The 19331-nt window shown below is 65.8% G+C and carries 20 protein-coding genes, 1 tRNA gene and 1 pseudogene; 9 read left to right on the top strand and 13 right to left on the bottom strand.

Features of this window, described 5'->3' with window-relative positions:
* Positions 1 to 99: 99 nt before the first annotated feature.
* Together KIV56_RS07775 and KIV56_RS07770 are read right to left on the bottom strand one after the other, a co-directional pair.
* A complete protein-coding gene (locus KIV56_RS07775) occupies positions 100 to 1422 on the bottom strand; it encodes a DUF4032 domain-containing protein (RefSeq protein WP_281535795.1) in 1323 nt (440 codons plus the stop codon).
* 253 nt (positions 1423 to 1675) lie between these two features.
* A complete protein-coding gene (locus tag KIV56_RS07770) occupies positions 1676 to 2773 on the bottom strand; it encodes an ABC transporter ATP-binding protein (RefSeq protein ID WP_134450030.1) in 1098 nt (365 codons plus the stop codon).
* A gap of 254 nt (positions 2774 to 3027) precedes the next feature.
* On the opposite strand from KIV56_RS07770, the gene KIV56_RS07765 reads away from it, so the two are divergent.
* Together KIV56_RS07765 and KIV56_RS07760 are read left to right on the top strand one after the other, a co-directional pair.
* Positions 3028 to 3942, top strand: coding sequence for a DsbA family protein (locus KIV56_RS07765; RefSeq protein ID WP_281535794.1), 915 nt, complete (start codon positions 3028 to 3030; stop codon positions 3940 to 3942).
* Between the two features lie 122 nt (positions 3943 to 4064).
* Positions 4065 to 4140 (top strand) — tRNA-Thr (locus KIV56_RS07760).
* A 57-nt stretch (positions 4141 to 4197) separates the two neighbouring features.
* On the opposite strand, the gene KIV56_RS07755 is transcribed toward KIV56_RS07760, so the two are convergent.
* The 4 genes from KIV56_RS07755 to KIV56_RS07740 form a co-directional block, all read right to left on the bottom strand.
* Positions 4198 to 5442: a tyrosine-type recombinase/integrase gene (locus KIV56_RS07755; RefSeq protein WP_281535793.1), complete on the bottom strand. Its 1245-nt coding sequence runs from the start codon at positions 5440 to 5442 to the stop codon at positions 4198 to 4200.
* Between the two features lie 890 nt (positions 5443 to 6332).
* Complete coding sequence (locus tag KIV56_RS07750; RefSeq protein ID WP_281535792.1) at positions 6333 to 7004, bottom strand: hypothetical protein; 672 nt, start codon at positions 7002 to 7004, stop codon at positions 6333 to 6335.
* Between the two features lie 65 nt (positions 7005 to 7069).
* Positions 7070 to 7375: a hypothetical protein gene (locus tag KIV56_RS07745; protein WP_281535791.1), complete on the bottom strand. Its 306-nt coding sequence runs from the start codon at positions 7373 to 7375 to the stop codon at positions 7070 to 7072.
* A complete protein-coding gene (locus tag KIV56_RS07740) occupies positions 7372 to 7668 on the bottom strand; it encodes a hypothetical protein (RefSeq protein WP_281535790.1) in 297 nt (98 codons plus the stop codon). The genes KIV56_RS07745 and KIV56_RS07740 overlap by 4 nt, the downstream gene beginning before the upstream one ends.
* A gap of 735 nt (positions 7669 to 8403) precedes the next feature.
* On the opposite strand from KIV56_RS07740, the gene KIV56_RS07735 reads away from it, so the two are divergent.
* Both KIV56_RS07735 and KIV56_RS07730 read left to right on the top strand, forming a co-directional pair.
* Entirely contained in the window at positions 8404 to 8694 is a 291-nt protein-coding gene (locus tag KIV56_RS07735; RefSeq protein ID WP_281535789.1) for a DUF4287 domain-containing protein, read from the top strand.
* A gap of 198 nt (positions 8695 to 8892) precedes the next feature.
* On the top strand, positions 8893 to 9825 hold the full coding sequence (locus KIV56_RS07730; protein WP_281535788.1) for a hypothetical protein: 933 nt from the start codon (positions 8893 to 8895) through the stop codon (positions 9823 to 9825).
* Between the two features lie 233 nt (positions 9826 to 10058).
* On the opposite strand, the gene KIV56_RS07725 is transcribed toward KIV56_RS07730, so the two are convergent.
* The 3 genes and pseudogenes from KIV56_RS07725 to msrB form a co-directional block, all read right to left on the bottom strand.
* Positions 10059 to 10463: a hypothetical protein gene (locus tag KIV56_RS07725; RefSeq protein ID WP_281535787.1), complete on the bottom strand. Its 405-nt coding sequence runs from the start codon at positions 10461 to 10463 to the stop codon at positions 10059 to 10061.
* Between the two features lie 247 nt (positions 10464 to 10710).
* Positions 10711 to 11289, bottom strand: coding sequence for a nitroreductase family protein (locus KIV56_RS07720; RefSeq protein ID WP_281535786.1), 579 nt, complete (start codon positions 11287 to 11289; stop codon positions 10711 to 10713).
* A 3-nt stretch (positions 11290 to 11292) separates the two neighbouring features.
* A pseudogene (gene msrB, locus KIV56_RS07715) lies at positions 11293 to 11695 on the bottom strand (peptide-methionine (R)-S-oxide reductase MsrB).
* A gap of 247 nt (positions 11696 to 11942) precedes the next feature.
* Here msrB and KIV56_RS07710 point away from each other — a divergent pair.
* The 3 genes from KIV56_RS07710 to KIV56_RS07700 all read left to right on the top strand — a co-directional run bounded on the left by KIV56_RS07710 (position 11943) and on the right by KIV56_RS07700 (position 13338).
* Positions 11943 to 12257 carry a DUF3263 domain-containing protein gene (locus KIV56_RS07710; protein WP_281535785.1) on the top strand — a complete coding sequence of 105 codons (315 nt, stop codon included), beginning with the start codon at positions 11943 to 11945 and terminating at the stop codon, positions 12255 to 12257.
* Positions 12258 to 12327: 70 nt separating this feature from the next.
* Positions 12328 to 12909, top strand: a complete 582-nt coding sequence (locus KIV56_RS07705; protein ID WP_281535784.1) for a LytR C-terminal domain-containing protein — start codon at positions 12328 to 12330, stop codon at positions 12907 to 12909.
* 225 nt (positions 12910 to 13134) lie between these two features.
* The gene (locus KIV56_RS07700) at positions 13135 to 13338 is read left to right on the top strand and encodes a cold-shock protein (RefSeq protein ID WP_134362230.1); all 204 of its coding nucleotides are present in this window, start codon (positions 13135 to 13137) and stop codon (positions 13336 to 13338) included.
* Between the two features lie 123 nt (positions 13339 to 13461).
* Here the strand turns inward: KIV56_RS07700 and KIV56_RS07695 are convergent, their stop codons facing one another.
* On the bottom strand, positions 13462 to 13590 hold the full coding sequence (locus tag KIV56_RS07695) for a hypothetical protein (protein ID WP_281535783.1): 129 nt from the start codon (positions 13588 to 13590) through the stop codon (positions 13462 to 13464).
* Here KIV56_RS07695 and KIV56_RS07690 point away from each other — a divergent pair.
* Positions 13577 to 14506: a DUF3048 domain-containing protein gene (locus KIV56_RS07690; protein WP_281535782.1), complete on the top strand. Its 930-nt coding sequence runs from the start codon at positions 13577 to 13579 to the stop codon at positions 14504 to 14506. The genes KIV56_RS07695 and KIV56_RS07690 overlap by 14 nt on opposite strands.
* A gap of 129 nt (positions 14507 to 14635) precedes the next feature.
* Positions 14636 to 16255 carry a chaperonin GroEL gene (gene groL / locus KIV56_RS07685; RefSeq protein WP_134450050.1) on the top strand — a complete coding sequence of 540 codons (1620 nt, stop codon included), beginning with the start codon at positions 14636 to 14638 and terminating at the stop codon, positions 16253 to 16255.
* Positions 16256 to 16350: 95 nt separating this feature from the next.
* On the opposite strand, the gene KIV56_RS07680 is transcribed toward groL, so the two are convergent.
* The 3 genes from KIV56_RS07680 to KIV56_RS07670 all read right to left on the bottom strand — a co-directional run bounded on the left by KIV56_RS07680 (position 16351) and on the right by KIV56_RS07670 (position 19238).
* Entirely contained in the window at positions 16351 to 16641 is a 291-nt protein-coding gene (locus tag KIV56_RS07680; RefSeq protein ID WP_134450051.1) for a WXG100 family type VII secretion target, read from the bottom strand.
* Between the two features lie 139 nt (positions 16642 to 16780).
* The gene (locus tag KIV56_RS07675) at positions 16781 to 18514 is read right to left on the bottom strand and encodes an ATP-binding protein (RefSeq protein WP_432432620.1); all 1734 of its coding nucleotides are present in this window, start codon (positions 18512 to 18514) and stop codon (positions 16781 to 16783) included.
* A 31-nt stretch (positions 18515 to 18545) separates the two neighbouring features.
* Positions 18546 to 19238, bottom strand: a complete 693-nt coding sequence (locus KIV56_RS07670; RefSeq protein WP_134450053.1) for a response regulator transcription factor — start codon at positions 19236 to 19238, stop codon at positions 18546 to 18548.
* Between the last annotated feature and the right edge of the window lie 93 nt (positions 19239 to 19331).

The raw sequence follows: 19331 nt of genomic DNA, 5'->3' as shown, positions 1-19331 counted from the left end.
TCCGTCGAATTGGTTAGGGCGGCCCGGCTGTTGCTCGTGCTGCTGCTGCGGGGCCGGGCCGAAGCGGATGCCGCGAGTCGCGGCATCCGGACCGGAGCCCTAGACCTTGAGGCGCCAGTCCTGAGCGTCGTCGGCGCTCGTGTCGCCGGCGGCTGCGGCGACGTCGTCGTTTGTGACGTCGATCGGAAGCGTGATGGACCCGGTCGCGGGTTCGATCACGGTCGCCTCGTCGCGGCGGTGACGCAGGACATCCTGCACGTAGGACGTGACCGCTTCGGCGAGCGGGATGTCCCTGGACTGGTTCTGGGCCATGTACCAGCGGTGGTCGAGCAGCTGGTGGAACACCTCTGCCGGCTCGAGCTTGCCCTTGAGGTCGCGCGGAATCGCGCGGATCACCGGTTCGAAGACCCGGACGACCCACTCGTGGGCGAGGGCTTCCTCGTCGCTCGCCGGGTCGCCGTATGCGAGGCGATACGCGTCCAGGTCGTTGAGCAGGCGCCGGGCCTGGTTCTCCTCGGCGTCGAGGCCGGTCAGGCGCAGCAGACGGCGCTGGTGGTGCCCGGCGTCGACGACCTTGGGCTGGATGCGCACGGTAGAGCCGGTCGCATCCGTCTTGATGGCGAGTTCCTCGATGTCGAAGCCGAGGTCGTTCAGACGCTCGACACGCTCGGTGATACGCCAGCGCTCGGAGCTCGCGAAGGATTCGGAGCCGGTCAGCTCGGTCCAGAGCAGCCGGTAGGCGTTCACGATGCCGTTGCTGACCCGGATCGGGTCGAGCTCGTCTGCGGCACGGCCGCCGGCCTCGAGGTCCATCAGCTCGCCGGCGATGTTGACCCTGGCGATCTCGAGGTCGTTCTCGCGCTGACCCTTGGACAGGCCGCCCGGGTAGAGCTGACCGGTCTCCGCGTCGACGAGGTAGGCGGCGAAGGCGCCCGCGTCGCGGCGGAACAGCGTGTTCGAGAGCGAGACATCACCCCAGAACAGGCCGGCCATGTGCACGCGCACGAGCAGCAGGGCGAGGGCGTCGACGAGGCGGGTCGCCGTCGTCGGGCGCAGGGTCTGCGAGTACAGGGCGCGGTAGGGGAGCGAGAACTTGAGGTGCCGGGTGACGAGCACCGAGTTCAGCGGCTCGCCGTCTTCGTTGGTGCGGTTCGTGATCACGGCGAGCGGCTCGACGCACGGGATCTCGAGACTTTGCAGGGTGCGGAGCATCTCGTACTCGCGCTTAGCCATCTCGCTCGTGGTTTCCTTGATTGCGACGACGCGACCACTGAGGTGAGCGAACCGCACGAGGTGACGTGAGAGGCCCTTCGGCAGGGCCGCGATGTTCTCGTTCGGCCAGGCATCCAGCGGAAGGTGCCAGGGCAGGTCGAGGAGGGCCGGGTCGGCCGTGGCCGAGGTGATATTGACAGAACCGCTCATGGATCGAGCCTACCGGTGCGGGTCAGCGGCCGGGGCCCGATGCCCCGCGCCGACAGGGGCTGTTCCGGGTCGCGGCATCCGCTTCCTTGGGGTGAGACTGTGGCTCGTCCCGGCCCGTGAGGTGTCGCATATCGACCTTCGTGGGCCCGGCGAACCTCGATATGCGACACCTCACGCTGGCAGACCGTGCCGGGGGACGCAGAACGGCCGGGCGGAATGAACCCGCCCGGCCGTTCTTTCGAAGCGTTGTCGACTAGTCGGCGACGGCTCCACCGAGGCGGAGGCCGCTCTCGGCGTCGAAGACGTGCAGGTGGTGCGCGGTCGGCGTCAGGTAGACCGTCTCGCCGGCGTTCGGGTGTGAACGGCCGTCGACGCGGGCGACGATGTCGGTGCGCTTGCCCTCGACCGTGGAGTGACCGTAGAGGTAACCGTCGGCGCCGAGCTCTTCGACCAGGTCGACGCTCACTTCGAGGCCCTCGCCGTGCGTGGTCGAGAGGTGGATGTCCTCGGGGCGGACGCCGATGGTGACCTTCGGGCCGGTCGCGCCGGCGATGATCTCGCGGGCGACGGGGATCGTGGCGGTGCCGAACTTGATGCCACCCTCGACGGTGTCCGCGAGGAAGAGGTTCATGGCCGGGCTGCCGATGAAGCCGGCGACGAAGACGTTGTTCGGCTTGGCGTACAGGTCGCGCGGGGTGCCGACCTGCTGAAGCACGCCGTCCTTGAGCACCGCGATGCGGTCACCCATGGTGAGGGCTTCCGTCTGGTCGTGGGTGACGTAGACGGTCGTGACGCCGAGGCGACGCTGCAGCGATGCGATCTGGGTGCGGGTCTGCACGCGGAGCTTGGCGTCGAGGTTCGACAGCGGCTCGTCCATGAGGAACACCTGGGGCTGACGCACGATGGCACGACCCATGGCAACGCGCTGACGCTGGCCACCCGAGAGGGCCTTCGGCTTGCGGCTGAGGTACGGCTCGAGGTCGAGCAGCTTGGCGGCTTCGAGAACGCGAGCGGCGCGCTCGTCCTTGTTGACGCCGGCGATCTTGAGCGCGAAGCCCATGTTCTCGGCGACCGTCATGTGCGGGTACAGGGCGTAGTTCTGGAAGACCATCGCGATGTCGCGGTCCTTCGGGGGAACATCCGTCACGTTGCGCTCACCGATGAAGATGTTGCCGTCGTTGACCTCTTCGAGGCCGGCGAGCATGCGCAGGGACGTTGACTTTCCACAGCCGGACGGACCGACGAGGACGAGGAATTCACCATCGGCAACCGACAGGTCGAGGTGGTCGACCGCGGGGCGGGTGGAACCCGGGTAGAGACGGGTTGCTTTGTCAAAGGTGACTGAAGCCATTTTTGGTATTCTCCTTCACCGGCAGGTACGTGCCGGACGATCCGTTGTGATGGGATTTGTGCCGGCCTGCGCATCATGGCAGGAGCCAACTGTTCCAGTATGACACGCCCGAACAGGGGGTCTGCGGCGCTTTTGTCGGGCGGATGCCCCGCACGGCACCCCCTGTCTGGTCATTTCCCAGACTGGAGTCCTATTATCTGGAGGGCATTTACATAGGAAATGTCGATACAGAGACCTACCCGAAGCGAGCATTCATGACAATTGGCGGATCTGGCGAGAGTCGACCTTCCCGAAATAAGCGACGCGACGCGGTCCGCACGAAGGCTACCCAGCTGCGTGTCGAGCAGAAGAAGAAGAACCGTCGCAATCGGTTCCTGCTGCAGGGCGGCATCCTGGTGGTCGCACTCGCGATCGTCGCCGTTATCGCGCTCGTCGTCATGAACTCGATCCGTCCCGCAGGCCCCGGGCCCGCAAACATGGCCAGCGACGGCATCCTCATCGGCGAGGGTATGAAGGTCACGGCAACCACCGCTCTCAAGGCCGGCGCAGACGCGGTCCCGTCCACACCGGACGCGACCGGAACCGTCGCCGACATCCGCGTGTACGTCGACTACCTCTGCCCGTTCTGCGGCCAGTTCGAGAAAACCAACAGCGACCAGATCGTGAAATGGGTCACCTCGGGCGCCGCAACGCTCGAGATCCACCCGATCTCAATTCTGACCAGCAAGTCAGCCGGCACCCAGTACTCGCTCCGATCGGCGAACGCTGCCGCGTGCGTCGCCAACTATTCTCCCAATGACTTCTTCGCCTTCAACGCCGCACTGTTCGCCAACCAGCCGAAGGAAGCAACGGCAGGGCTGGACGATGCAGCGATCATGGGGCTCGTGACGAGCTCCGGAGTCGCGTCATCCGTCTCGGAGATCGACACCTGCATCACGGACGTGCGCTACAAGGCCTGGGTGGTCGCCGCGACCAACCGGGCGCTGTCCGGTCCATTGCCCAACACCACTGTCGAGGCCGTGACCGGCACGCCGACGGTGCTGGTGAACGGCAAGCAGTACTCGGGTGCACTCGATGACCCCAAGGAATTCGCCGCATTCGTGCTGCAGTCCGCCGGCGAGACCTACTCGACGTCGACCCCCACTCCCACGCCGACCCCGGCCGGCTGATCCCCGTCCGGACTGCCGCTTTTCCTTCGTAGGCGGTTCCCGTCGGGCGGATGCTGCCGGTCTGGCCCCGGAGACCCCGTTCGTCATTTAGGATGGGGGACCGAGGCGGGAATCCGCCTCATGCCGGCCTGGCGCAATTGGTAGCGCACCACTCTTGTAAAGTGGGGGTTACGGGTTCAAGTCCCGTGGCCGGCCCCACACCCCGTGAAAACACTGGGATCCACACCGATCCGAGTCTCACGGAATCCGCCGCGGTCATGATTTAGTCATGATGAGAAACGACGGCCGGGCCGCGAGCGCCGCGTCGCGAGCACGGCCGACGGCATCCGTCACCTCGTCGAGGCGGTCGGGCCAGAGATGCCCGTAGGTGTTCAACGTCTCGGCCGCGTCCCGGTGCCCGAGCATTTGCTGCAGAACGAGCACGTCGGCGCCGGCGGCGACAGCGGCAGACGCGGCCGTGTGGCGCAGCTTGTGCGGGGTCAGGCCTGGAATGTCGAGGCCGGAGCCCAGGACCGCCAGGCGCCACGTGCGGCTCCGCCAGTTGTGATCGTGGATCGGCCCGCCCCGTGGTCCCTGGAAGACGTAGGAGCCGGGGGAGCGGCCCACGATTAGCGCCCGCAGTTCGTCGACGAGGAAGGGCTGTAGGGGCACGACACGGGTCGATCCGGTCTTGGGCGTGCCCGTGACGCGCTCTCCGGCAGCGTTGAGGGACCAGGTGGCCTTGACCGTCGCCCGGCGGGTCTCCAGGCGCAGATCGTCGACGGTGAGCGCGAGCGCCTCGTTGATGCGCATGCCCGTGTACGCGAGCGTGTGGATGAGCACCCGGTCGGTCTCGTCGGACGTTGCTGCGAAGGCCGCGTCGGCGAGCAGCTCGACCTCGGCATAGCTCAGGTAGATGTGGTGCGCGCGCAGAATGGTCGGCAGCTCGACACCGTTGGCCGGGTTGACCGGTAGCCAGCCAGCCTTGTGGGAGTAGCTGAGCACGGCGCTGGTGATCGCGAACAGGCGGTCGATGCTGGCAGCACTGAGACCCGATGCCTGGCGCGGGTGCTCACCGAGGAAGTTGACGGGTGCTGAGCCGTCCTGCAGCTGAGTCACCCAGGTCTCGATGTCGTGCCGTGTGATCGAGCCGATGGCGACCGCGCCCCAGCGGGGCAGGATGTGCGTGCGCAGGTCACGGTCGTAGCTGTGGCGGGTTGAGGGCTTGATCTTCTTCTTGCCGGCCAGCCACGACTCTGACGCCCGCACGAAGGGCTTGCGGCCGAACTCGACGGGCCGGTAGCTGCCCGCCCGAGTCTCGTGGTCCGTGCGGGTCGCGAACTCTTCTGCGCCCGCCTTGATCGGGAAGGTGCGGGAACGGAGTCGCTTCGTTCCGTCGGGCTGGAGCTCGTACCAGTCCACTCGCCACCGTGAGCCGCTGCCGAATCGCTCGGTCCGGATCTTCTTGCCGGTCTCGGGATCGATCTTTTGCCACAGATCGATTACCCAGGCTCTGGCCATTCGGCTCCTCCTTGATCGCTTGCGGACGAGCGTACATTTCAGGTCCGACAGCGCAGGAAGGCGGGTTGCATGGTATTCAATTCGGCGGCCAACGCGGTCGAAGGACGTGCCAAGTAGGCCGGTGAACCTGCCCGAGCGTGCAGTTCAAGGCGTACATGAGTGGGGCCATCAACGCGGACAACGAGTCGACATCCTACTTAGGCCTGAACGGCATCATCCGCTGCTCTGCCGAAATGCGCGACGACGATTAGGGGCGTTCGAGCAAGGGAGAGTATCCGATCTCGTCGGCGCGAAGGATCACGCGTCGGTGCTCCGAGACGGCTGCCTATTCGTTTGGGTATTCGTTTGGCTATTCGTTGAGAGCGAATAGGCAAACGACCGGGTAAGGGGCCTCTTTCCCTGTCCCACCGCGACCCCCTCGCTGCGCTCGCTTCCCAACCCCCCACACCCAACGGCATTGTGTGGGGGGTTGGGAAGTAAAGGGGTAGCGGTGGGACAGGGAAAGAGAAAGAAGATTATGGGGAAGAGATATGTGAAAGAAAGAAGAAAGACAAGTACAAAAAACCGAGAGACGCACGAGAAAAGCAAGATGCGTTTGGTCAGCGAATCAAGGTGTCAGCGAAGACGGAGATCTGGATGGTTGCGCAATAGACGTACATTGATGAGGCGATGGTCGACTCACTGATGATCGTGCGATCGACTCAGATGGATGCAATCGTCTTCGACCGTTGGCGTCCCTCTGCAGTGCCCGACCTCTCTTGATGGGCGCGGCCAACGATTCGACACGGGTAAACGTGGATGCGGAGTGTCTCGCCTGCGAGGCAACTGGGAGGCTGCGTTTGCGCGGCATCGCGATCCTTGTGCAGCCATACCGTCCTGAGGGTGTGGTGTCAGGCTCGTGTCTGGAACGCGAGGGTGACGTACGGAAGGTGGTCGCGCGCCACCACGGCAGTCAGGATGCGATCACCGAGATCGGCCCCTATCGAGTAGACGTGTGGGTCGGAGTCGATGCGCAGGCCCGGCACTCCAACGCCATCGAGCGGAACCCCGACGCGCTGGATGTGACGCTCGGTCACGGGTGAATCAAGATTCCCAGGGAACTCGCCCAAGACCCGTTGCTCGCGGAACGTATTCATCAGAATGTGGTTTGTGTGAGCGACCAGAACCGACTCGGGCGTTTGCCCTTCCGTGTCCATGACCCTCGTAGTCATCACGGCCTCCCACAGGGACGGGTAACGCATCAGCTTCCGGAACTCCAGCATCCAGTCTGGCAACGGCTTGCTCGGCTCCCGCTCGAGTGAGTCGCGCTCTTTTCCATCAACGTCCGCAAAGTTGGCGGGATCGTCATGATCCTGGGGGTTTCTCCACAGGGTGTAGCTGATAGCTACTGATTCAAGGATGGACGGGCTACCGTTTGTCGATGTGCCGACAGTCCCTACGCCAAGTTCGGAAAGGGAGGCCTGCGGAAGAAAGCCAATCACCGGCGTCCCAAACATCTTGGCGGCGGTGTCGACGGTCGGCGGCGGTGGAACGTCCATCGGCTCACGATCAGTGAAGTACATGGGACCAACCTAGTCAGGCGACATCCTTTTGCGCCGATCCTGAGACAGATCGCTTCGTGGCGACGTCAGGCGACGAGCTCGCGTAGTCGCTGGATGTCCGCGGTGACTCTGTCGAGCGCGGTGGCAACGGACTCGTCACGGTGAGCCGCGAGGGCATCCAGAATCCAGCCGCGCAGGAGGGTGGATACCGGCACGTCGAGCTTGTCCGCAAGAGTCTCGATCACGGCGACGTCGTCGGGTGCGAGTCGAACGGCAACCGGAACGGACTTGTTGGGACGGGTCGGGGTCGCTCCGGCCGGCATCGGTTCATCATGCGTGGCATCTGCCTCGGCGGCGACATTTTCAATCAGCTTCTGGATGCTGTTACTCACTGTTCGATCCCTTCTCGATACGTTCGTCGGTCCGCGGGGCCGGCCCGCCATCCATTTGCACCCCACCAAGCCTGAGTGCGGTCATCCCGATGGACGAGGATGACCACGATCACAGCGCTCGCCGTGTGCGAATAGCCGAGCACTCGCGCGCTGTTGCCCGACGTGCTCTTGGGGTCCGGGTCGAACCACTGCGCGTCGACGTCAGCCAGCGCTTCCATCGCCTCGGTCACGGAGACGCGATGCTTCGACCACATGTGATCACGGCCGTGCGTCCAATCAACGTCGAACCCCATGCGTAAAGTTTACGATTGTAAACACCCGCTCACAAGAGGGCATGCAGGCCGCGCGGCAGTCATGATTTAGTCATGATGCCGAGAGAAACACGGCAGTTTCGGCGCGTGCTGTGGTGATCCCAAACAGGCCTGGATCCCAGTCATAGCAAGGAACTGAGGGTTCTAGCGCGTTCCGGTGATTGGGCCGAAAATGGCCAAAACGCAAGTGGGGGTTACGGGTTCAAGTCCCGTGGCCGGCCCCACAACCCTTGAAAACACTGGGATCCACGCCGATCCGGTTCCCGCGGAATCGCCCGCAGTCATGATCCGATATGCTTGCGCGATCAGCGGGGGATGATCCGAATGACTGGCGTTCACGGGGTAGGCAGACGACTTCGCCGAACGAGTCGTGCGGTTGGTCAGGCGCTCGCCACCGTCTTCTTGGTTGTACTGGATGTCGTCAGTGGATGGACGGGCGGTGCGGCCTCCTCGGTCATCCTGCCCGTCGTTCTTCCGGGATCAGGCGGTGATCCGTCGTCACAGAATGCCGAGACGGTCACTGTGTCGCCGCGGAAGACTCGTAAACGGCAATAGCGGCTCGGTTTCGGCTTCGACGCTTTGCGCTTGACTGCTCGTGGGTGTGCCTCGCCCGTCAATGTTCCCCATGCGGACGACTGTGGCCCAGACACGGGTAACAATTGTCCGCAGCGGCAACGGTTGGCGGCCGCAGAAGAGAGCACCGGCGAAGGAGCAGAGATGTCGTTCCAGGCATACCTCGACAACATCGAAGACAAGACCGGACTGACCCCGCGCGAGTTCATCGCCCTCGCCCATGAGAAGGGGTTCGACGACCCGTCCACGAAAGCCGGGGCGATCGTCGACTGGCTGAAGACGGACTTCGACCTGGGCCGAGGCCACGCGATGGCGCTCGTGCACGTCATCAAGAACGGCGAGAAAATCGACGCCAAGCACGTCGGGACCGGGACCACGCACAGCGACGCGTCCGACACGCTCTGGCTCGACGGGAAACTGAACCGCCCCCAGTGACGGCGTGCATCCGGGCGCCCCGCAGATGTCGGATTTTGACAGAGCGGGAAGACGCCGGGCGCGAAATGGTCGATGATGGCATAGTCGCGCTTGAACGCGCCACAATGCCGACGGATGCCGCCAGACAGGCACCGGACCGGCCAGACCAGAAGGACGCACACCCATGCCGCACGACGCGATCGCCCGAGAGGGCGACCGATGACAGCAGAGCGCTCCGGGCTGCTCGGCTTCGGTCGAGCCGCCTGGTTCAGGCTCGCCGTGGCCGTCATCCTCGCGATCGGCCTCCTGGCCGCAGCAGTGCTCGCCGCGAAGGGTATCCGCTCGCTACCGTCCGTGCAGTCCTTCCTCACCGACTTCCCCGGAGCGTCGCCGCTGCCGTCCGGGGCGCCCGTCGGCTTTCCGGCGTGGCTCGCCTGGCAGCACGGGCTCAACGTTTTCTTTCTGCTCTTCATCGTGCGTTCTGGCTGGCAGGTGCGCACCGCCGGGCGGCCGACCATGTTCTGGACCCGGCGCAATACCGGGCTCATCCGCACGAAACGACCGCCCACCCGGATGGGCATCAACGTCTGGCTCCACCTCTCGGTCGACGTGCTCTGGGTTGTCAACGGGCTGCTCTTCTACGTGCTGCTCTTTGTCACCGGCCAGTGGGTGCGCATCGTCCCGGTGAGCTGGGACATCATTCCCAACGCCGTGTCGGCCGCGCTCCAATACGTCTCGCTGGACTGGCCGGTCGCCGACGGCTGGGTCAACTACAACGCACTCCAGACCCTGAGCTACTTCACCATCGTGTTTCTGGCCGCTCCGCTCGCGCTCGCCACCGGCATCCGCTTGTCGCCGCTCTGGACGTCACGACGCCTCAGCGCACTCGTTCCGCTCCGCGCGACCAAGACGGTGCACGTCGGCGTGATGATGGTCTTTCTGGTCTTTGTCGTCGTGCACGTGACCCTGGTCTTCGCGACCGGGGCGCTGCGCAACCTCAATCACATGTACGCCGTGCAGAGCGACGGCGGCTGGACCGGATTCTGGATCTTCGCCGCCTCGCTCGTCGTGATGATCGTGGCCTGGTTCGCCGCCGGCCCGCGCCTGCTGCGGGCGATCGCCGCGCTCGGCGGCACCGTCATCTCGCGCTGAGCCGCTCTGGCGAGGCTTCGCTGCATGCGCTCGGTCGCAAAGTCGGAGATTTTCGCGACACGCCGCGAATCCGGTCAGCGGATGCCGCGAGTCGCGAAAAACTCCGACCTTGCGTTCTCTGGCGCTCCCCGGGTCTGCTCCGGGAATCCCCATCGATAGGCGCTGGGGGCCGCGCGACTGCGCGTTCCGCGATCCGTCCGGCAACACGGTGCGCACCGCGCATTCCGTGTGACCTAAGCGCGAGCGCCGTTCTCGCCGAAGTCGGGGCTCGACGGCCGGCGGACGCTGCCGGCGCTCGACAGTCCGAGCGCCGGCAGTCCCACAGCGGGGTAGTCCGCCTGCGGCCAGACGATCGGCTCAAGCTCCCGGCTCACCGAGCGGGACCGTGGACCCTTGGCGAGCAGGACTACCCAGACGTAGCAGCCGACGAGCGCCCAGAGGAACCGGAGCACGACATCCACAAGCGGTTCCAGGAAGGTGGGGTCGGCATCGTCGACGCTCGGGCGCCGGGCAACGGCGGAAACGGCGGGAGCAGGAGCTTCGGCGGTCAGGGTCACTGTGACGGCCGGCCGCAGGAGGGTCAGCGTTCCGAGGTAGACGGAGTCGGGCTGGACGAGTGTGCTGATTTCTACGCTCACGCCATGAGGATACGTCGCGCCCTCGCCGTGCCCGGGACATTCCGCCGACGTTCAGGTGAAGAGACGGTGAAGCTTGCGGGTGCTGAACCGCGCCCCGGCGAACGCGCGCCAACTGCGCCGCTTCGCGCCAGGCATGCCTGGCGCGAAGCGGCGTACGTGGCGCGCGAGCCTAAAAGAACCAAAAGGTGAGCGGTCAGGGGAGCCAGTTGAAGGTCAGGGGAGGGACAGGGGGGTGGTCAGTACGCGGTCACAGGGCGGTGAGGTGCACGGCGGGGTCGACCGGCAGCCGGACGCCCGGCTTTGCTCCAGTCGGCACTCCGCCGACGTAGAGCCAGCCGAGCAACTCCTCTGACTCGGTGAGCCTGTGCAACCCGTGCACTTCCGGGGTGCGCGTCAACGCTCCGGTGCGCCACATCACGCCCCAGCCGGCGTGGGCCAACAGCAGGCTGAGGGCGTGTCCGACGCCCGCCGCGGTGACGTCCTGTTCCCAGGCCTCGACCTTGTCGCTCTCCCGATGGCTCGCGACGACCGCGATCAGCAGCGACGCCCGCAGCGGCTTGCCGGCGAGCTTGGCCAGGTCCGCGGCTGACGGGGGTTCCGCACAGGCCTCCGCGGCGAGGCGAGCGGATGCCGCAACGAACGCCGCCCCCAGCCGCGTGCGGGCATCCCCGCGCAGTTCTATCAGGCGCCAGGGGCGCAGGGCCCCGTGGTCGGCCACGCGCGCGCACGCGGCGACGAGCGGGAGGAGCTCTTCGTGCGTGGGGGCATCCGCTGTCACGGCGGAGAACGAACGCCGCCCGCCGATCGCCTCGAGCGGCGTGGACACGGTCTAGTCGACCGGCTTGAACTCGAGCGAGATGGAGTTCATGCAGTAGCGGTCGCCAGTCGGGGTGCCGAAACCATCGTCGAAGACGTGCCCCAGGTGGGAACCGCAGTTCGCGCACCGCACCTCGGTGCGGACGACGCCGAGGGAGGTGTCCTCGATGAGTTCGACGGCCTCGGGGCGCACCGACTCGTAGAAGCTCGGCCAGCCACAGCCGGAATCGAACTTCGTGCCGCTCTTGAAGAGCTCGGCGTGGCAGGCGCCGCAGGTGTAGATGCCGGAGCGGCTCTCGTCGAGCAGGCTCCCCGGTCCAGGCCCGCTCGGTGGCGGCCTGACGGAGTACGGCAAACTTCTCCGGCCCGAGTTCCGCGGCCCATTCAGCGTCTGACTTGGTGACTTCGTAGTCCATGGTTCATCCTTCCCATCGGGCGAGGGCGCAGCATAGTGAACACCGCAACCCTCCCAGCAAGCCTAAACTCAGCTCGGCCGGGCCGTATTCCGATTCCCGGGGCCGTTCAGCACTTTCACATCGAGGCACTCCCACGTCTGCCCGGGCACTTTCCTTCCCGGCCGCTGGACGACCCGCGTGGCCCAGCAAATCCATAGCCGACGCCAAATAGGATTCGAGCAGCGAATGGCGAGGGCGAAAGAGGTGGATGGTGGACGGCGCACGTGACCCGGACCCCGCCGACTCCCCAGGCGGCCTGACCGACCGTGATCGCGGCATCCTGAGCTTCGAACGGCGCTGGTTCACCCACGCCGGGGCCAAGGAGCAGGCGATCCGCTCCGAGTTCGGCCTGTCCGCTGCCCGGTACTATCAACTATTGGGCGTTTTGATCGACTCTCCGCTCGCCCTGGCTCACGATCCCATGCTGGTGAAACGCCTGCAGCGGATGCGTGCGGCCCGGGCGCAGGCACGGGAGCGCCGGACAGTGCGCGCTCCGGAGCACCGAACCAGCCCCGCCCCGTAGGCGCAGCAGGATCTCGCACCCCGACGTTCCACCCATTCGCCCGCGACAAGAGGATCGACCCAGCCCCACAATGCCTCCCACCTATCCGAAAGACCGCTTCGACCACCTGCCGCACTCCCTCGACCGAGTGGGCGCCCATCGCGCCCCCGGCAAGAAGGGGCGCCACTGGGTCGCGTTCTGGTGGGCACTCGGAGCCACGGCCGTCCTCATCGGCCTCGGAGTCTTCGGGATGGCTTCACTCAGCAACAAACTGAACATCGCGATCCCCGGCCTGTCGTCCAGCTCGGCGACCGACACGACAACGGCAACGGATGTGGCATCGGCCGTCCCCACGGCCGTCGCGACGGTCGATCCGAGCCTCACGGTCACCGTGCTCAACGGCACGAAGGGCACGGGCGTCGCCAAGGCCGCAGGGGATCTGCTCTCCAAGGCCGGCTGGACCGTCGGCGCACTCAGCAACGCGAGCACCGAAGACGTGACCAAGACGACCGTCTACTACGCCGACGCGACCCTCGAGGGGGCCGCCCGCGGAGTCGCGGCCTCGCTGCCGGGATCCACCGTGCTCCTCGCGAACGACTTCGCCACATCGGGGGCGGACCTCACGGTCGTCGTCGGAGCCGACTTCGTTTCCAGCGCCGCACCCACCTCCTGACCTGCACTTCGACGCCGGTTCTATAACTCCATTCCGGGCCATTCGTCAACCCCCTTTCCTTCTTTTCGCGCTTCAGTACTCTTTGACTCAGGTCGCTCATCGAGTTCGTCCGGTTGCCCTCAGGGGCATCCGACCGGTCGGATCAGGTGGACGCAGTCACATGCGCCAGGCCCGGTACGGCCAACGGGCAGTAGCCGAAAATATCAGAGCACTGGGGAGTTACACATGGCGAACGGAACCGTCAAATGGTTCAACGCTGAAAAGGGTTTCGGCTTCATCACCGTCGACGGCGGCGGACAGGACGTCTTCGTCCACTATTCCGCCATTGACATGCACGGGTACAAGGTTTTGGAGGAGGGACAGCACGTCATCTTCGAACTGGGAACCGGGGCGAAGGGGCCACAGGCCGAGTCGGTACGTCCCGTCTAACCTGTAGAAATCAGGCGCACCCACATCAGGCGCACCCAATCTCGGGGAACCCCCGAGCCGCGCCGTATCCGCGATTTTGCCGCGTAGTGTGTGGGGCGTGACAGCGAAAAGAACTGCGACAATTCACGGGCGAAGCACGGCACGAATTTTTGGTGCCGTGCTTCTTCCATGCCTGCTTGTGGTGATGACGGCGTGCTCCGGAACCGAGCCGCCGACCACGGCGACGCCGACGTCGTCCGTGGAGCCCAGCACGGCTGCGGTCGATGCCCCGGCACCACTGGCGATCGCACCGCTCCGCGGCACGATCGTGCCGGCCGGAAAGGCCGCGAACCCGTCCCTCGCGGTGAAAATCGACAACCACGAGGCCGCCAGACCCCAGATCTCCCTCGACCGCGCGGACATCGTCTTCGAGGAACTCGTCGAGGGCGGGCTGACCCGTTACGTCGGCGTCTGGCAGTCCGACATCCCCGACGCCATCGGCCCGGTGCGGTCGATCCGGCCGATGGACCCCGACATCATCACGCCGTTCGGCGGGATCGTCGCCTACTCCGGCGGGCAGCAGATCTTCGTCGACATGATGAAGGCCACACCCGTCATCAACTCCGTCTTCGACTACGACACGACCGGCCTGTTCTCCCGAGTCGCCGACAGGGAGGCCCCGCACAATGTCGTGCTCAAGGCCGCCGAACTCGTCGGGCGCAATGCCTCCGTCGCGCCACCGGTGCAGCAGTTCGCCTACGCGGGCTCGATCGCGGCATCGACCGCCGGGATCGACGGCAAGCCGATCACCCAGATCAACGGCCGATTCTCCGCAGCCCGGTATCCCGCCTGGAGCTGGGACACGGCCTCACAGAACTATTTGCGCTCGCAGGAGGGCGCCCCCGACCTCGACACGACCGGCGCCCGTCGCGGCGCCACCAACGTCCTCGTGCTCCGGGTCGACATCGACGGCACCTACGGAGAGGTCCCCAAGACGGTCATGATCGGCTCGGGAGAAGGTTGGGCGTCCGCAGGGGGCAAGACCGTGCACGCCACGTGGTCGAAGGCCGGGCAGGCGGACCCGATCAGACTGATCGACGACAACGGGGTCACCATTCGCCTCGCTCCGGGCAATACCTGGATCGAACTGATCCCGAACGGCACCGGCTCCGTCGAACTCGTCCCGTAGCCTCGCGACGCTTCCCGGCGCTCACTTGCACTCTCGACCCCTGAGTGCCAGAATCGACTTGGCACTCTCTCCTTTTGAGTGCCAACCCATCACCGTTTTGGTAACGTCCGGGAGGGACGAGAAACACATATGGCAAAGATCATTGCTTTCAACGAAGAGGCCCGTCGCGGCCTTGAGCGTGGCCTGAACATCCTCGCTGACACGGTCAAGGTCACCCTCGGCCCGCGCGGACGTAACGTCGTATTGGAGAAGAAGTGGGGCGCCCCCACGATCACCAACGACGGTGTCTCGATCGCCAAGGAAATCGAACTCGATGACCCGTACGAGAAGATCGGTGCGGAACTCGTCAAAGAGGTCGCCAAGAAGACCGACGACGTCGCCGGCGACGGAACCACCACCGCGACCGTGCTCGCCCAGGCGCTCGTCCGCGAAGGCCTGCGCAACGTCGCGGCCGGCGCAGACCCGATCAGCCTCAAGCGCGGCATTGAAAAGGCCACCGCTGCGGTCATCGCAGAGCTGATCGCCAACGCCAAAGAGGTCGAGACCAAGGAAGAGATCGCGGCCACCGCATCCATCTCTGCCGGCGACGCTGAAATCGGCGCGATCATCGCCGAAGCCATCGACAAGGTCGGCAAGGAAGGCGTTGTCACCGTCGAGGAGTCCAACACCCTCGGCACCGAGCTCGAGCTCACCGAAGGCATGCGCTTCGACAAGGGCTTCCTCTCCGCGTACTTCGTGACCGACCCCGACCGTCAGGAAGCGGTCTTCGAAGACCCGTACATCCTGATCGTCAACTCCAAGGTCTCCAACATCAAGGACCTCCTCCCGATCGTGGACAAGGTCATCCAGACCGGCAAGCAGCTCCTCATCATCGCCGAGGACGTCGACGGCGAGGCCCTGGCCACGCTCGTTGTGAACAAGATCCGCGGCATCTTCAAGTCTGTCGCCGTCAAGGCTCCCGGCTTCGGCGACCGTCGCAAGGCCCAGCTGCAGGACATCGCCATCCTCACCGGTGGCCAGGTCATCTCCGAGGAGGTCGGCCTCAAGCTTGAGAACGTCACCCTCGACCTGCTCGGCAACGCGCGCAAGATCGTCATCACCAAGGACGAGACCACCATCGTCGAAGGCGCCGGAGACCCCGAAGCCATCGCCGGTCGCGTTCAGCAGATCCGCAACGAGATCGAGAACACCGACAGCGACTACGACCGTGAGAAGCTCCAGGAGCGTCTCGCCAAGCTCGCCGGCGGCGTTGCCGTCATCAAGGCCGGCGCAGCCACGGAGGTTGAACTCAAGGAGCGCAAGCACCGTATCGAGGATGCCGTCCGTAACGCGAAGGCAGCCGTCGAAGAGGGCATCGTCGCCGGTGGTGGCGTCGCCCTCATCCAGGCCGGCAAGACCGCTTTCGAGAAGCTCGAGCTCGTCGGAGACGAGGCGACCGGCGCGAACATCGTCAAGGTTGCCATCGACGCCCCGCTCAAGCAGATCGCCCTCAACGCGGGCCTCGAGCCTGGCGTCGTCGCCGACAAGGTTCGCAACCTGCCGATCGGTTGGGGCCTCAACGCCGCGACCGGTGAGTACGTTGACATGCTCCTCGCCGGCATCAATGACCCGGTGAAGGTCACCCGCTCCGCGCTGCTCAACGCCGCGTCGATCGCCGGACTGTTCCTCACCACCGAGGCCGTTGTCGCCGACAAGCCGGAGAAGAACGCTGCTCCCGTCGGCGACCCGTCCGGCGGAATGGACTTCTAAGTCCACCCTGCTCGATAGTTAGTCCGCTTCACCGCTTCACCGCTGACAGGGCGTCTCCTCCGGGAGGCGCCCTGTTTTCGCGTCCGCGGACGCCGCTACCGGGCGAAGAGCCGCGCGTTGGCCTGCTCGATCTCGGCATACTGCTGACCGGCCTGGTTGAGCGCCTGGCCGAGGCTTTCCGCGCTCTGCGCAACCTGCTGCTGGGTCGCCCGCCAGTCCGTGACGGCGGCCTGGAACGCGGCGGCGGCCTGCCCGGTCCACGAACCCTCCAGCCCGGTCAGCTGGCCGAGCAGCGCGGCGACCTCCGCCTGAATCCTCCCGAGCGTCGCCCTGGCCGTCGTCGTGGTGCTGAGCACGAGTTCACTGTCTACCTGGTACCGGGGCATGCGCAGTCCTTTCGAAGGGTGAGCTGCCACCGTAAGGCGGATGCCGCGCGCGGCCGACGAGCGCGTCCCGGCTGGGGACAACTCGCCGATACCGTTGCCCGTTGAGGAGCCGCCGGGGCTACCGACCAGGGGATGCGGGCTACGGGGTCGGGTTGATCGAGAGGCGCTGCGGCGCGTTCGGGGACTCGGCGAGCGGGAACCAGACCCGGAAGGTCGCGCCGCCACCCGGGGTCTCGACGACCTGGACGGTGCCATTGTGGCTTGCGACGATCGACGCGACGATCGCCAGGCCGAGTCCACTTCCTCCGGTCTCGCGCGCGCGGGAGGTGTCGGCGCGCCAGAAGCGCTGGAAGATCTTGTCCCGGATCTGCGGCGGGATGCCCTCGCCGTGGTCGATCACGGCGACGGATGCGCGCTGGTTCCGCCGGTCGACGGCGATCTCGAGCTCGATGGGACTGTCGGCCGGGCTGAAGCGCAGGGCGTTGCCCATCAGGTTGGTGATGACCTGGCGGATCTTGTTCTCCTCGGCCATGACGATGGCGGGGAGCGTGTCGGTCGGCGCGGCGGCCGGCAGGGGCTGGGGGAGGACCGCGACGGCATCCGCTTTACGGGGGCGGCGGGTGCGCAGTCGCGCGAGCGTCGCTCCCGCGAAGAAAACGGTGGTCGGATGCGGCACGGCAACGGCCTCGACGGCCCGCTCGGGGACCGTCACGAAGGTGGAGGTCGGGACCTCGCCCGTGGAGTGCGCGAGGTCGATCGCGGGGGCCAGAGGCGCCACGGGCGCCTCGTCGGTGTCGGGAGCCTTCGCCACGACCGTGATGGTGCGACCGGGGGAGGAGGCCATCGCGTCGAGGGCGGCATCGCGGGCGAGGGGGAGCAGATCGACGGGGGTGAGGGCGAGCGGCTTCGTCTCGTCGAGACGGGCGAGTTCGAGGAGGTCCTCGACGAGACCGCCCATCCGGATCGCCTCCTTCTCGATGCGCTCCATCGCCTGGGCGACCTCTTCCGGCGTCTGCAGAGCACCCATCCGGTAGAGCTCGGCGTAGCCGCGTACGGACACGAGCGGGGTGCGGAGTTCGTGGCTCGCGTCGCCGACGAAGCGGCGCATCTGGTCGATCGTGCGGGCCCGTTCCTTGAACAGACGGTCGATCCGGCTGAGCATGGTGTTGAGGGAGCGGTTGAGCCGGCCGACTTCGGTGTTGGGCGTGGCACCGCCGAGGCGCTGGCTGAAGTCGCCGTCCGCGATCGCCGCGGCCGTGCGCTCCACCTCGCGCAAGGGGGCGAAAGTGCTCGTCACGAGCAGCCGGGTGATCAGGCCGCCCAGGAGCACGACGCCCAGGCCGAAGCCTAGGAAGATCGTGAGGTAGGTACCGACGGTGTTCTCGGCCGTCTTGAGCGAGACCGCCATGACAAGGGTGCCGTAGGTGCCGTGGACATTGGTGACGAGCGGCACCGCGACCGCGAGGAACTCGGTGTCGTGTGAGGCGTCCTGCAGGCGCATGGTCTGCCCGTTGAGTGCGTTGACCGACTGCAGGTCGAGGGGCATGGTGACCTGCGGCAGTTCGCGGGCGGGCACGTCGGTCCACGACTGGTAGCGGAGGTCGCCGTTCTCGTCGTACAGGGCGACGAAGTAGTCAGACGGCACGACGGTGCCGGTGTTCTGCCCGAGCGCATTCGCGGTGTACGCGACGGACGTCGTCTGGGCATCCGCCTGCAGTTGCGCGTCGACCTGCTGGATCACGTACTGGCGGAGCATGGCCATCGTGCCGATCCCGGAGACCAGAAGACCGAGCGTGAGCATGAGAACGGTCACGCCGGTGATCTTGGACCTGAGGGATATGCGGTTCCACCGCTCCGTAAGTGACTGATGCATCAGGCCGCCAGTCTATTTGCGCAGTCTGGGACTATGCCTTGGCAGCCTTGAGCATGTAGCCGAACCCGCGCTTGGTCTGGATCAGCGGCTCGGAGGAGTGCGCGTCGACCTTGCGGCGCAGGTACGAGATGTAGGACTCCACGATGCCGGCGTCGCCGTTGAAGTCGTATTCCCAGACGTGGTCGAGGATCTGCGCCTTCGAGAGCACCCGGTTCGGGTTGAGCATCAGGTACCGGAGCAGCTTGAACTCGGTCGGGCTGAGCTCGATGGGCTCTTCGCCGACGAGGACCTCGTGGGTGTCCTGGTCCATGGTCAATTCACCGGCACGGATGACGGCGTCTTCGTCGGCGTGCATCGTGCGGCGGAGGATGGCCTTGATCCTGGCCACGATCTCGTCGAGGCTGAACGGCTTGGTCACGTAGTCGTCGCCGCCGACCGTGAGGCCGGTGATCTTGTCTTCGGTGTCGTCCTTGGCGGTGAGGAACAGGATCGGCGCCGTATAGCCGGCGGAACGGAGGCGTTTGGTCACGCCGAAGCCGTTCATGTCGGGAAGCATGACGTCGAGGATGATCAGGTCGGGTTCCTCTTCGAGCACGGCGGAGATCGCCTGTGCTCCGTTGCCGACGGCCCGCACGGCGAAGCCGGCGAAGCGCAAGCTGGTGGTGAGGAGATCCCGAATGTTGGGCTCGTCGTCGACAATAAGAATGCGGGGGCCATCAGTCATTGGACCAGTATCTGCGCGTTAGCTGGGCCTTTGCTGGGAGTGGCCGGTGCGGTCTGAGCGTGGGTAGATTGTGAGTGGGGTGCGGAGCCGCCG

The sequence above is a fragment of the Cryobacterium breve genome, assembly GCF_027594785.1.
GTDB classification, from domain to species: domain Bacteria; phylum Actinomycetota; class Actinomycetes; order Actinomycetales; family Microbacteriaceae; genus Cryobacterium; species Cryobacterium breve_A.
The sequence above is the reverse complement of the archived record's forward strand: the minus strand, read 5'-3'. Positions and strand labels throughout refer to the sequence as shown.